General features: G+C 56.5%; 10 protein-coding genes. 1 reads left to right on the top strand and 9 read right to left on the bottom strand.

From position 1 onward, the window contains the following. Positions 1 to 22: 22 nt before the first annotated feature. The 7 genes from folE to WMO36_RS01200 all read right to left on the bottom strand — a co-directional run bounded on the left by folE (position 23) and on the right by WMO36_RS01200 (position 8,718). Positions 23 to 661, bottom strand: a complete 639-nt coding sequence (gene folE, locus WMO36_RS01230) for a GTP cyclohydrolase I FolE (RefSeq protein ID WP_302146420.1) — start codon at positions 659 to 661, stop codon at positions 23 to 25. Beyond that, complete coding sequence (ftsH, locus tag WMO36_RS01225; RefSeq protein ID WP_302146418.1) at positions 661 to 2,763, bottom strand: ATP-dependent zinc metalloprotease FtsH; 2,103 nt, start codon at positions 2,761 to 2,763, stop codon at positions 661 to 663. The genes folE and ftsH overlap by 1 nt, the downstream gene beginning before the upstream one ends. Then, a complete protein-coding gene (hpt, locus tag WMO36_RS01220; protein WP_180753654.1) occupies positions 2,760 to 3,323 on the bottom strand; it encodes a hypoxanthine phosphoribosyltransferase in 564 nt (187 codons plus the stop codon). The genes ftsH and hpt overlap by 4 nt, the downstream gene beginning before the upstream one ends. Next, a complete protein-coding gene (gene tilS / locus WMO36_RS01215; protein WP_316104247.1) occupies positions 3,310 to 4,404 on the bottom strand; it encodes a tRNA lysidine(34) synthetase TilS in 1,095 nt (364 codons plus the stop codon). Before tilS ends, hpt begins: the two co-directional genes overlap by 14 nt. A gap of 4 nt (positions 4,405 to 4,408) precedes the next feature. Then, the gene (locus tag WMO36_RS01210; protein WP_349076488.1) at positions 4,409 to 5,854 is read right to left on the bottom strand and encodes a D-alanyl-D-alanine carboxypeptidase/D-alanyl-D-alanine-endopeptidase; all 1,446 of its coding nucleotides are present in this window, start codon (positions 5,852 to 5,854) and stop codon (positions 4,409 to 4,411) included. Between the two features lie 93 nt (positions 5,855 to 5,947). Then, positions 5,948 to 7,171, bottom strand: coding sequence for a glycosyltransferase family 2 protein (locus WMO36_RS01205; protein ID WP_072043308.1), 1,224 nt, complete (start codon positions 7,169 to 7,171; stop codon positions 5,948 to 5,950). Next, positions 7,171 to 8,718, bottom strand: a complete 1,548-nt coding sequence (locus tag WMO36_RS01200; RefSeq protein ID WP_144165763.1) for an AI-2E family transporter — start codon at positions 8,716 to 8,718, stop codon at positions 7,171 to 7,173. The genes WMO36_RS01205 and WMO36_RS01200 overlap by 1 nt, the downstream gene beginning before the upstream one ends. 54 nt (positions 8,719 to 8,772) lie before the next feature. On the opposite strand from WMO36_RS01200, the gene WMO36_RS01195 reads away from it, so the two are divergent. After that, a complete protein-coding gene (locus WMO36_RS01195; RefSeq protein WP_099570900.1) occupies positions 8,773 to 9,696 on the top strand; it encodes a glycosyltransferase family 2 protein in 924 nt (307 codons plus the stop codon). A 198-nt stretch (positions 9,697 to 9,894) separates the two neighbouring features. Here the strand turns inward: WMO36_RS01195 and fucO are convergent, their stop codons facing one another. Then, entirely contained in the window at positions 9,895 to 11,046 is a 1,152-nt protein-coding gene (gene fucO, locus WMO36_RS01190; protein WP_118157779.1) for a lactaldehyde reductase, read from the bottom strand. A 183-nt stretch (positions 11,047 to 11,229) separates the two neighbouring features. After that, positions 11,230 to 13,398 (bottom strand): GGDEF domain-containing protein, encoded by a 2,169-nt coding sequence (locus tag WMO36_RS01185; protein WP_144165785.1) that lies wholly within the window; start codon positions 13,396 to 13,398, stop codon positions 11,230 to 11,232. Between the last annotated feature and the right edge of the window lie 29 nt (positions 13,399 to 13,427).

Here is a 13,427-nt window from a genome sequence, read left to right as displayed (position 1 = left end):
GCCAAGCTGCGTCACACGCCGATCACGCATGCTGCGACAGGATCAGGCTCATGGCTTCGGCTCGCGTCGTCGCGTCTCGCATGCAGCCGCGCACCGCCGACGTAACCGTACGCGATTGTGCCTTCTTTACGCCACGCATGGCCATGCACATGTGGTCGCATTCGGTGACCACGATCACGCCACGTGCTTCGATACCTTCCATCAGCGCGTCGGCCACCTGTTGGGTGAGGCGCTCCTGCACCTGAGGCCGGCGGGCATACAGTTCCACCAGTCGTGCAAGCTTGCTCAAGCCTGCCACCTGGCCATTCGACGGAATATAGCCGACGTGGGCCACGCCATGGAACGGCAGCAGGTGATGCTCGCATACCGAGAACAGTTCAATATCGCGCACCAGCACCATTTCGTCGGTATCGACTTTGAACTTGGTTTTGAGTACTTCCTCGGGGCCGTGTCCAAGGCCTGCGAACAGCTCCTTGCAGGCACGTCCGATACGGTCTGGGGTGTCGAGCAGGCCTTCACGGTCTGGATCTTCGCCAATGGATTTTAAAAACAGACGTACTGCCTGGCGCACGCCTTCCTCGTCATAGCCGACAGGCCCGGCCGCATGGGCGGCACGGGCCTTGTCGTCGGAGAGGGTATCGAATGCTTCGGTATCGCTCATCAGTTGGTTAATCCTGCGCTTTTCTTCAGGGATTCGGGAATCGGGACCGGCGGGATGTCAGAATCCGGGCGCTTGCTGTCACTCAGCCACACTTCACGCTTCGGAGCCTTCTTGACATTAGCGAAGATTTCCGCAAGTTCCTTTTCATTGAGTGTTTCCTTGACGAGCAACTGACGTACAAGCTCGTCAAGAATCTCACGATTTTCGTTGATGACGTTCCACGCTTCGGTATGCGCGGTTTCCACCAGTTTGAGCACTTCCTCGTCGATGATTTCGGCGGTGCGTGCGGAATACTTGTGGTTCAGCGATCCAAGGTCGCTCTGCTCGTCATCGGACCACTTGATGGCACCCAGCTTGTCGGAGAAGCCGTAGTCGAGCACCATCTGACGTGCGATGTTCGTTGCCTTCTCGATGTCGTTGGAAGCACCGGTGGTCGGATCATGGAACACGACCTCCTCCGCGGTACGACCGCCCATGGCGTACGCCATCTGGTCGAGCAGCTGGTTGCGCGACATGGAATAGCGATCTTCCGTCGGCATCACCGCGGTGTAGCCGAGCGCACGGCCACGCGGCAGAATGGTGACCTTGGTGACCGGATCGGTATCGTTCATGGCGGCTGCCACCAGCGCGTGACCACCCTCGTGGTATGCGGTATTGCGCAGTTCGTCGAGCGCCATGCCCTTGGAACGGCGTTTCGGCCCCGCCTGCACGCGGTCGATAGCCTCGTCGATGGCGCGGTTGTCGATCAGCTGCGCACCGGCGCGGGCGCACAACAATGCGGCTTCGTTCAACACATTGGCCAGATCAGCACCGGTAAAGCCCGGCGTACGCACGGCAATCATACGCAAATCAACGTCAGGCACGAACGGCTTGCCCTTGGCATGCACCTTCAAAATAGCCTCGCGGCCTTCCAGATCAGGCGCTTCGACGGCCACCTGACGATCGAAACGGCCGGGACGCAGCAGAGCGGGATCAAGCACGTCGGGGCGGTTGGTCGCCGCGATGATGATCAGATTGGTGTCGTTATTGAAGCCGTCCATCTCAACCAGCAGCTGGTTCAGAGTCTGCTCACGTTCATCATGGCCACCGCTCATGCCGGAACCGCCACGCTTACGACCGACGGCATCGATCTCATCGATGAAGATGATGGCCGGAGCGTTCTTCTTGGCCTCATCGAACAGGTCACGCACACGAGAGGCGCCAAGACCCACGAACATTTCCACGAAGTCGGAGCCTGCCATGGAGTAGAAAGGCACGCCGGCCTCGCCTGCGATGGCTCGTGCCAGCAACGTCTTACCGGTACCTGGAGGACCGTAGAGCAGCACGCCACGCGGAATACGGGCACCCAAAGCCTTGTAACGAGACGGATCCTTCAGGAAGTCCTTGATTTCCTCGACTTCCTGCACGGCAGCCTCTTCGCCGGCCACGTCGGCGAACTTGGTGGTCGGGGTCTGACCTTCGAGCAGCTTGCCGCTGTTCTTCTTGCCGCCCATGCCGAACATGCCGCCGGCACCGCCCATACGACTCATCATGAACCAGAACAGACCGAAGATAATGAGGAACGGCAGCAGCGAGGTCAGCAGATACGTCCAAATGCTGCTCTGCTGCATGGTCGCCGTCCAGCCCTTGGCCGGATCGGCCTTTTCAACGGCCTTGACCACGGTGGCGGACTGCGCGTACGTGTAGTAGAACTGCACGCTCTTGCCGTAGTTCTTCATACGCCCGGTATCAGGGTCGGTAGCGGAGTAATCGCTCTTGAGCTTGAGCTTGACCTGCTGGGTGTTGTCTACAATCTGCGCGTATTCAACATTGTTGCCGTTGAGGATCTGCAGACCATTCTTGGTGTCGATGGTCTGAGAACCGGTTCCGGCGAAAATCTGGAACATGGTCACGGCAAGCAATGCCACAACCACAACCCACAGCCATGGGGACTGCCAGAACGGACGCGGACCGCCATTGGATCCGTTGCCGTTGGACTTGTCACCCTTGCCGTTGGAATCGTTGCCATTGCCGGCGTTATTATTGCGTCCAAACGGATTGGTGAACGGGTTATTGCCACCGTCGTTGTTATTCGGCGACTGGCCCGGACCAGGAAAACTCATGCCTGACCTCCTTCATACACTTCCGGCTTCAGCACCGCGATCGAATCAAGATTGCGGTATCGCTCGTCATAATCCAAGCCGAAACCGACCACGAATTCATCGGGAATCTCACGTCCCTTATATTTCACAGGAACCTCCACCTTACGGCGCGCCGGCTTTTCCAACAGCGCAAAAATCTCCACGGAAGCGGCACCACGGCTTTTGAGCTCATCGACGAGCCACGCCAACGTGACGCCCGAATCGATGATGTCTTCCACAATAAGCACGTGACGACCGCGAACATCGGTGGACAGATCCTGCCGCACGGTGATCTTGCCGCTCGATTGAGTGCCGGAACCGTAGCTCGACAAGCTCATGAAATCCATCTCCGCGTGGATGCTCATGGCCTGCGAGAACGCCGCAAGCGTGTTCACCGCACCCTTGAGCACGCAAACCAGCAGCGGGTTCTTGCCACGGTAGTCTTCACTGGCCTGGGCCGCGGCATGGTTGATGATGTCGGCAATCTCTTCTTTACTGATCAGCTCGTGATCAATGTCTTCTTGTACGTCAGCGATTCGCATGCCCACCATCTTGGCACACGCGAATGACGTGTTTCTGGCGATATGCTGAATATCCGCTGGGAAGATTCACACCTTGCTGACCATGCCAGTCGCATATCAGCCTGTCGATCCCTTCAACCTGCCGTGCCATGCACGAAATGCCGGCTTCTGCAAGCGAGCGCACAATCACCCGTCTTCTGATGGCAATGTCTTGCGATTGCAGCGCACGCACGTCGATGATTATATCGCCGTCGTTCACGGTTACGGCTTGTTCCGATACACGTTGCGTCACGCCGTCAAGATATGTGCGGTCGGCTTCGGCAAGCCTCGCTCCAAGCGAAAGTCTCGATACGACGTCGCTTCCCGCAAATGATTCAAGATATGGCATGAGATCGTGCCGTACGCGGGATCGCAACGGATAGTTCGCGGGAAGAGGCTCGTTTCCATCCGAATTCCCTACATCCGGCCCATTTGTGGGATCGTCCCACCAGGCAAGCCGTAAATCCTCGCAGATGCCTGTGGTTTCTTCGCGTGTAACATTCAGCCACGGGCGTAGAAAACGCACCCCGTCTCGCATGAAGGAACCGTTCATACCGCAAACCGCATCAAGGCCAGCGGAACGTAACAAACCGATGATAACGGTTTCCGCCTGATCGTTTTTCGTATGAGCCAGAAGCACGGCCGAAGCATCGGAGCATGCGTCGACAATCGCATGATAGCGTGCTTCACGCGCCGCTGCCTCAACACCGATGCCGCGGGAGTCGGGTACGTCAATCGCACGAACACGAACTGGGTCAAGACCCAACGCAACGCAACGATCGGCGGTTGCCCGCGCAACACCGGCAGAGCCTTGCTGCAACTGGTGGTCGATGATAATCGCCCCGCATCGCAATCCCAATGAAGCGCACGTTTTCGCAGCAACCGCAGCCAACGCCATCGAATCGCGCCCACCGGAACAGGACACCATAATCAGCGGAGCGTCCACATCGGGCGCATGCTCGCCATGATGGGCGAAACGGGCATCCTGCAATCCAAATCCAGCCGATTCCAGAGCGGCCCGTAACTCGCCGATACCCTTACGCAAACGAGACGAATACACCATGGCATCACAGCTTCGGCAGTGAGGCCACGAATGCGTCGATAGCGGATTTCGCAGCCTCGAAATCATCGGGATTGTTGACGATCACGGCAAAGCTCAACGCACCCCCCCTATGACGCGACACATTGCCGGTCATGGAGGTCACTTCCCCCAAACTGCCGGTTTTGACACGGATGAGACCAGCTTCGTCGGCATCGTTCAAACGATTCGCAGCGGTACCCACAAAACCCACGACCGACAATCCTTCGGCAGCGGCGGCACCGGCGCCGGCCGTCAGATTACGCTGCTGCACGTCGAGCAAGGTATGCGCGGTGAGTTTGGAATCATCAGACAGCCCTGAACAGTTGAGCATGGTGAGGCCATTGGTGGAGATTCCCCGCTGAGTCAGCACCTGTTCGACCGATTGAACCGCGCCGGCCGGCGAATTATTGGCACCGATATGCAAAGCCAGCAATCTGCCGAATTCCTCAGCCAGAGAATTGTCGGAATGCCGAAGCATGAACGCCATGATCTCATTCAGCGATGCGGAATGCACGGCCGCGATGGGACTGGTGCCTTCGGGAACCGTTCCCTGTTCCACGGAAGAATTCACGGCAATGCCCTGTTCAGCCAAACGCTGCGCGAACACCTGCGCGGCCTCGCGGGCAGGCTGCGTACTCAAAGCGGGGTATGCGCTGAACACATCGGGATCCGCGGGATTGGCACCGTTCCAGTTGCGCCCGCCATCCACCGCCATGGACGCGGTCGGCGCGTAGTACACGTGGTCCGAGTCTAGTTCTGCGATACCGCTTGGCCAACGGTCTCTACCGAACAGGGAATCATCGTAGACAAGCGTCACGGAGGCGATGTCCCGCTGGCGCAACGCCTGAGCCGTGTTCGCGGCAAGCGTTCCCAGTCCGGCACGCCCATTGATATGTTCCGAATCGGATGCACCGGCACCGAGCAGCATGTCGCCATTGCCTTTGAGCACCAATCGCGCGGTGCCGTCCTCACGCTGTTCCAGATAGGTCTGCGTGTCCAACGTCTTACCCATGTCGAGCGTGGTCGCCGCAGCATATGCCGTCAACGTTTTCATGGTGGATGCCGGCGTATACGACTTGTCGAGATCATGCTCGGCCACCACATTGCCAGCCGCATCGGCGATGGCGATGCCATATTCGCCACCGAAATCGGAGGCGGCCGTTTCGAATTGGCTGATCAGCGCCTTCGCTGCAGCTTCATCCACGGTCTTCGAAGCGTCAAGCCCTTCGACCACCGTTGCCGCAGGAACGGCGTTGCCCGGCGTCTTGGCGGTGATGCGTTCGACTTCCTGCAGGGTAAGAACGCCCGGCAGCTTGTCGAAAATGTCGGCCACGACATAGCCGACGCACAATACCGTGGTGAGTGCCACGGAAAGCGCCACCGTAATGTATCGGCGGCGTTTCACATGCCGGTATTCAGCCGAATCATCCATGGAACAACAACACTCCAGTCATAAGCGGAAATCGAAATGAAAAATCGAAATGAAAACGAAAAAGCAGGAAACACGCAAGCCTGCGAACGAACGTCATCCCTTATGCTCGATTGGCTTCCATTCCGACTTGGCGAACATCGCCTGGAACGAGATCGGCACATAACTGAACATGTAGATCGGGAAGCTCAGCACATACGCGAACAGTTCCTTGTTGGTGGCGCCGATCTGATCGCGTTCCACAATGATCGTCAACGCGGCCAACGCCATCATGCCGATCACCGACGTCACAATGCCGGACGTCCAACTGGTCAACGAGCTCAACTGGCTCTGCCATGTCACGAATCCGCAGGTCGCGAACAACAGTCCCAGCAGAACGCGCATGATACCGATCACCGTGAACGGACACAACAACAGTGTGAAATCAACGGCGGAGAAATCGCGTTCCCTGATGGCGCGTTTGATCAAGTCCGGCCCGTAATAACGGAACACTTGCAGGAAGCCCTTGCTCCAACGCAAACGCTGACGCCAGCTCTGCGCGAAGGTGACAGGCTGCTCGTCATACAGAATCGCGGTACCGCAGTAGCCGATGCGGTCGCCGTGCAGCACGGAATCCATGGTGAATTCCAAATCCTCAGTCAAAAGGTGGAATTTCCAACCGTTATTGCGACGCATGATCTCCTGCGAGAACATGAAACCCGTACCCCCTACATGACAGCTGTTGCCGAGCCACATGCGCGAGGCCGACAGGAATCGAGATTCACGGATGAACCACAATGCGGAACCGGAAGAGACCCAATTGTCGGACAAATTCACGGAATTGCGGTAGCTGGTGAGAATCTTGAAACCCGACTGGAACGCCTTGTTCATCTCTTCGACGTAATGCTTGTCGAGCTTGTTGTCGGCATCGAACACGAAGAACGCGTCGTACGGGTCGGATGCGCCGGATTCGTTCATCCGGTCAAGCAGATACGTCAATGCGTAGCCCTTGCCCACAAGTTCCTTGTTGAAGCGTTCGATCACATGGCAGCCCATGTTGCGCGCCACTTCGGCAGTATTGTCGGTGCAGTTGTCGGCGACGAGCCAAATGTCGATCAGCTCGCTCGGGTACGTCTGCGTTTGGATGCAAGTAATGAGGTTGCCAATGACTTTCGCCTCGTTTCGTGCGGAAATCAGCACCGCGTAATGCTTGTTCATCGGTGCGTCGGGAAATTTGATCGGCTTGGTGAACAGGGAGATGAGAATGCACACCGCCTGATAGACCACACCTGCGCCGCCGACGATGACCAACAGAATGTCAAGTACACTCAGCAGTACCATTAACGCCACCTACTTCTTGGATTGTCATCCACGTTTTTCGCGCTTCCTCCAGTTTCCCGCGATTCACCGTTCTTCCGTTCATTGCCGGATTCCGGATTTTCGTTGGATTCCTGCGATGCGTTTTCGCTCTCAAGACCCCGCAATGGCTTGCGTTCCGTTTTGCTCGTTTTGCCCAACACATGCTTCGGAATGGCGACGGTTTCGTCCGATTCCAGCGATTCCTCGGAACGGGTGATATTGTACGCCTGCTCCTGCAACTGCCGCACTTCGTCGGAAATAGGCACATGCGCACTGGATCCCTGCACCGCGCGAGGCATACTGTGCAGATGCTCGCTGATCACTTCGGCGCCTTCCACCAGCTTCGACTTCTTTTCAGGCACCGGATCGTCCATCAGCGGGGAATCGACCAGCTCGTACCGCTTCGTATAGGTGCGGAAAATCGTCTGCACGGACGCGACCACCGGCAATGCGAGGAACGCACCCAACGCGCCGAACAGCGAGGTGAACGCCAGCACCGCGAGGAACGCCACGGCATCGTTCACATCCATGGTGCGCTGGGAGATCTTCGGCGCGAAAATCAGATTCTCAATCTGCTGGTACACGCAAATGAACACCAACACCACCACAGCCTGCCACAATCCGCAGCTGCCCCATGCGAACAGCACCGGCAACGCGCCGCCAATATACGTACCCAACATGGGAATGAACTGCGAAACCATACCGCAGAACAGCGCCAATGGCATCCAATAGGGCACATGCAGCAACATCAGACAGATTCCGGTGAAGAACGCGTTCAGCAACGCGAGAATGGCACGGGAGAACAGGAACGACGAGATCTGGCTCTGGCTCACCGTCCATACGAACAGGAATCGCCGCTGAGCCGCCGGAGCCATCCACTGGCATGCGGCACGACGCAGTTTCGGACCAGCCGCTGAAATGTAATACGTGGTCATGATTATCGTCATGAGGTTGATCAGGAACGAGAACAATCCCGACACCGTATTCAGCGCGGTACCCGCGAAATCGGTGACCCACGACGTTTGAACGTTCTTCAGAATCTCATTGCCGAGATTATTGATCTCAGGAAGTTGGAAATCCGCGTATTGACTGACGAACTGGCACATCTGCTCATACAGGTCGGGCAGACCGTTCCCCAATGCGATCATCTGCTGCACGAACAGGTTGCCGAACAGCGTGAAGAGCACGCCGAGAATCACGGCCAGCATCAGCAGCGAGAACAGCGAGGCGACCGAACGTTTCCAGCCATGCTTGACCAGCGGCACCACCATAGGCTCCACCGCGAGCGCGATGAACAGCGAGACGATGATGTCGATCACCAGATATTCGATCTTACCCCAGCTGCGCCAGCAGAAAGTAAACACCACGATGGCTATGGCGATGTATAGCAGCGCACGTCCCAACCATTCCGGCGGTTTTCGGGAATCTCCTTTGGCTGGAAACAGGGTGCCGAGATCCCAACGTTGTTCGCTGGTGTTCGTACCGTTTTCGCTCTGCGTATTGTTCATTCGCTGTTCGCTTTCGCTCATGGCTTCCTATTGTAGCGATAGGCGTCGTGTACAGGCTGAGCTATTGTGGTAGTTATGCTGAACGTTTCAATTGTCATCCCCGCTTGGAATGAAGAGGAGCGTATCAACGATTGCCTGTTGAATGCCACTAGGCAAACCGTGATGCCCCATGAAGTGATCGTTGTCGACAATCGTTCCACCGATTCGACGGTAGCCGTGGTGGAGCAGTTCATGAAAGATCACCCTCAAGCTCCCGTCCGTTTGTTGCATCAGGATGAGGAGCAAGGATTGATTCCGACGCGTGATTATGGCTTGAACCACGCCACCGGCGATATTCTTGGCCGTTTCGACGCTGATTGCATGATTCGCCCGGATTGGGTCGAAGTGGTGTCCGGCATTTTCACTGAGGATCCGGAGGCCATGGGTGCCACTGGTCCGGTTATGTATTACGACCTACCGAGCCGCCATTTTGGTTTGCGTGGGGATAATTCCACACGCAAACGCATTTACAAGGCCGATGGCGGCCAGCCGTTGCTGTTTGGTTCGAATATGGCGGTCCGCGCTTCAGCTTGGCGTGAAATTTGCGACGAGGTGTGCCGCGACAAGGCCGATGTGATGCATGAGGATATTGATATTTCGCTGCATCTGCTGGGCAAGGATCTAAAAACCGTGTACTGCCCACGCATGATCGCCGGCATCAGCGCCCGCCGTATGGACACGTCGCTCACGTCGTTCAACAATTACATGCGTCGTTTCAAGAACACGTTCGACGCGCATCCGCAGCATTCGCGCAGGCATAAGCCGGAGATTCTGCTCACCGCGCTGTATCCGGTGATGCATTTGCTGTATCCGGTATGGCAGAAGGTGCTTGACACTGCCGACATCAATCCTGCGGAGGCTGCGTGGATCAACGAGCAGATGGAATTGGCCGAGCAGGAAGGCCGTGAATGGTATGACGACACTCCCACCGATGAGGAGTGGAGCGAAAAGCACGAATAATTTCACGCAATCGCAATTGACAATCACGAATTATTATTGCGATTGATCTGCGATTTACATACAGATATGCAAAAACGTGGTGCGAATATCTTTCGAAGATTCGCACCACGTTTTTCATGCTTATAATGATATGCCCTCACGATTGGTTTTCACTGCAGATTCACTGCATGCGATTGCCGATTCGTGGAAGCTTTCGCATTACATCAGGCTCTTATAGATGGCGAGGATATCCTCCTGCGTGGCCTGACGGGGGTTGCCCGGCGTGCACACATCGTGGAAGGCATCATGGGCCAGCGGCTCCAGATCGGCTTCGGTGGCGCCGACCTCGGAGATCGTGGTCGGGTTCTTCAGGTCCACGGTGAGCTTGTGCACAGCCTGGACGGCCTCTTCGCGCACGGTTTCGATATCGCCGGTGTAGGCGTCCGCGATGCCGAAGGCGTCAGCGATGTCACGGTACTTCTCACCGGTGTAGTCCTTGTTGTATTCCATGACCGGGGCCAGCAGAATGCCGTTGGCAACGCCGTGGGCCACGCCGAGACGGCCACCCAGCGGGTGGGCCATGCCATGCACCAGGCCGAGGCCGACGTTGGAGTAGGCCATACCGGTGATGTAGGAGGCGTATGCCATCTGCTCGCCTGCCGGAATGTCGCCGTCTGCGCTCTTGGCGAGATTCTTGGCGATCATACGGATGGTCTGCATGGACAGGCAGTCGGACAGGCTCCAGGCACCCGGAGTGATGTAACCTTCAATGGCGTGGGTCAGGGCGTCGAGTCCGGTAGCAACCTTGAGGCCACGCGGCATGGAATCGGTCAGATCCGGGTCGACGAATGCGACGATCGGAATGTCGTGCGGGTCGACGGCCACGAACTTGCGCTTGTTGGCGGTGTCAGTGACCACATAGTTGATGGTGGTTTCCGAAGCGGTGCCGGCGGTGGTCGGCACGCCGAAGATCGGCACGGACGGATTCTTAGTGTCGGCAACGCCTTCCAGGGAGAGCACGTCGGAGAATTCCGGGTTGGCGGTGATGATGCCGATGCCCTTGCAGGTGTCTTGCGGGGAGCCGCCGCCCAAGCCGATCAGGAAGTCGGCACCGGATGCGGCGAACTTGGCGACACCGTCCTGAATGCATTCGACCGGTGGGTTCGGCTTGACGTTGTCGAAAACCTCATACGGCATGCCTGCCTCATCGAGCACATCGGTGACCTTCTTGACGGTGCCGGTTTCCAGCAGCACCGGATCGGTGACGATGAATGCCTTGGTGAAGCCATGCGACTTGGCAACACCCGGAATCTCCTTGATGGCTCCGCGGCCGAAATACGCCGTCTGGTTGAAAATCATGCGATAGACCATAGCGCTCTCCTTTAAGCTACTGTGCGTTCATAGGCTTCGTCATACCTTGCCGAAGCCAACGTTTCCATCATAAACCCATTTTCAACTGTCATGCGATCAACGACACCGCGACATTATGTGACCATTCTCACAAAATAAAATAAGATGGGGGTGCAATCATCCATCGAACAACCTGCCCTTCCGCTACGGCAGGTCCTTACGTTCGAACACCCACATGGTCTCGTCCGTGGATCTGTTGTCGGTAAGAATCGTCAACATGAACCGCTCACCGTTGTTCTTCACGTAACCGCATTGCACTGCACCTTCCGACTTGAGCCGGCTACGGACGACATCGTAGTCAAGCAGTCGCAGGAGACCTTCTTGATATTCGGGAGCAATCCTCACACAGCAAAACTCACGTAATGCTTCGCGGAAGGAACCGCCATGACCATCAAGCATACGCTGAAAGAAATCGGGCACCATGATCGAACGCTGCGTATCGGTATTCAGATTGACTATAAATGACACCGGATAACGTACATTCAGATGTTCAAGCAGCATTTTCATATCCTCATCGCGCACCAGAATATCCTCAAGCCGGTTGTTGAGCATGCGGAGCTGGCGTTTGCCTCCGCCATTGACGTAATACTGTTTCTTATCCTGACGCATACGGATTTCCGCCTGATTGATGAGGTCCGAAAGGTCCTCTCCGTCATCGGATTCGGCCATGCCTACGGATATATCCCAATCACCTTCCAGAAAATCCCGACGCATACGCTCCATCCGACGCATACTTTGGCTCACCGTATGGTTGCAGCTGATAATCACGAACTCGTCGCCTCCGACGCGGTAGATCCTGTCGTCCCCGAAGCAGGCACGCATCGCATTCGCAAGTCCGCACAACGCCGAATCGCCCTTGGCATGCCCCAAATGGTTGTTGATTTCATGCAGTCCGATCATGTCGACGTACACCACCGTCAACGGCTGGTCATGCGTGGCCTGGATGTACTCCAAGTCGTCATCGTAGGCATTGCGGTTGAGCAGCCCCGTAAGCGAGTCCCTGCGGTAATTATCGGCATCGCCGCATGTCAATAGTTCCATGGACAGATTCTGTCCGACCAGCACCACAGCCCAAGGGTCGGATGGGGAGCATACGTGAGTGGGAATCACCGCGAATGTAACTACGCCGGTTTTGGCCAATACCTCGCTGCGGTATATCCCCAGCACGGTTTCCTGCCTGTATAGCCGTTCCCGGATTGAAGGCAGATTCAGATCGGCGAAGAATCGTCCGACATCGTCAGGATGCACCACCCGGTTGACGGCCACCGCACGCATGTAGGCACCGAATTCGTCGACTTCCGGATCGGGAATCACCCCATCTCGTTTGATGACACGGTATTCGCCTGTTGCCACATTCAACCGAGATATTTCCGCCAGACCATCAGCCAGGATTTCAAAGGCGTCAGCCGCCAACGCGGAGACTCTCAACAGCACCCGGCCGTTGACGGTCACATGATCGCGATGCAGATAATCGCACGACATATCCCAATAGTGCCGACCGTCGGCACGCTCGGCCAATAGCGTTTCCATCTGTTTCACCGGCAGTGGAGGGTAGAAATAATATCCTTGGATGTATCCGCATCCGAGTGCTTTCAGCCGATCAACCTGTTCCTTGGTTTGGGCGCCCTCGGCGATGATCATCAGATGCAGCTTCTTGGCCATAATAATCATGGATTGGATGATTTTCATGCCTTTACCGGCATTCTCATCGCTCAGTTCGATGAACTTCGTGTCCAGTTTAATCACATCGACATTAATGTCTTTGAGCATGTTCAGCGAGGAATACGCCGAACCGAAATCATCCATCAGTACCACGATGCCTCTCGCATGCAGTTTGCGGATGGTGCCCTCCACCATGGGCAGGTTTTTCGCCACGGCGCTTTCGGTGATTTCCACCTGCAACAGACGCGCGTCGACGTTATATTCGTTCAGCAGCCCGCCGATCACGTCGGCCACATCCATCTGGTTGATATCCATCATGGACACGTTCACGGAAACCGGTACCAGATTGCGTCCTTCACGCTCCCATCTGCCCAGCATCTCAGCCACGAAGCGCCATACGAACACATCCACATGGCAGATACGCCCGGCTCTTTCCAATACCGGGACGAACCATCTTGGGGGAATCACGCCATATTTGGGGTGATTCCAGCGCACCAACGCCTCGGCTCCTACAATGGTTCCCGTCTCCGCATTGCATTTAGGCTGCAGATAACAGCAGAATTCGCCGTTTTCGAGCGCATGATCGATGTCTTCGAATGTAAAGAAAGGCACCAGCTCGTCGTTAGACGGCATTCCGCCCATTTCCGGCATGTCGGTCACGCGGTCTCCCTCTCGTCGAA

Origin of the sequence: Bifidobacterium hominis (genome assembly GCF_040095915.1) — a bacterium.
GTDB classification, from domain to species: Bacteria; Actinomycetota; Actinomycetes; order Actinomycetales; family Bifidobacteriaceae; genus Bifidobacterium; species Bifidobacterium hominis.
This window is presented reverse-complemented; position numbering and strand designations above follow the sequence as displayed.

Excerpts from the sequence above, each read along its gene's own strand:
- fucO (WP_118157779.1), bottom strand. The coding sequence starts at position 11,046 with ATGGTCTATCGCATGATTTTCAACCAGACGGCGTATTTCGGCCGCGGA.
- WMO36_RS01195 (WP_099570900.1), top strand. The coding sequence starts at position 8,773 with ATGCTGAACGTTTCAATTGTCATCCCCGCTTGGAATGAAGAGGAGCGT.
- ftsH (WP_302146418.1), bottom strand. The coding sequence starts at position 2,763 with ATGAGTTTTCCTGGTCCGGGCCAGTCGCCGAATAACAACGACGGTGGC.
- hpt (WP_180753654.1), bottom strand. The coding sequence starts at position 3,323 with ATGCGAATCGCTGACGTACAAGAAGACATTGATCACGAGCTGATCAGT.
- WMO36_RS01205 (WP_072043308.1), bottom strand. The coding sequence starts at position 7,171 with ATGGTACTGCTGAGTGTACTTGACATTCTGTTGGTCATCGTCGGCGGC.
- WMO36_RS01185 (WP_144165785.1), bottom strand. The coding sequence starts at position 13,398 with ATGCCGGAAATGGGCGGAATGCCGTCTAACGACGAGCTGGTGCCTTTC.
- WMO36_RS01210 (WP_349076488.1), bottom strand. The coding sequence starts at position 5,854 with ATGGATGATTCGGCTGAATACCGGCATGTGAAACGCCGCCGATACATT.
- WMO36_RS01200 (WP_144165763.1), bottom strand. The coding sequence starts at position 8,718 with ATGAGCGAAAGCGAACAGCGAATGAACAATACGCAGAGCGAAAACGGT.
- tilS (WP_316104247.1), bottom strand. The coding sequence starts at position 4,404 with ATGGTGTATTCGTCTCGTTTGCGTAAGGGTATCGGCGAGTTACGGGCC.
- folE (WP_302146420.1), bottom strand. The coding sequence starts at position 661 with ATGAGCGATACCGAAGCATTCGATACCCTCTCCGACGACAAGGCCCGT.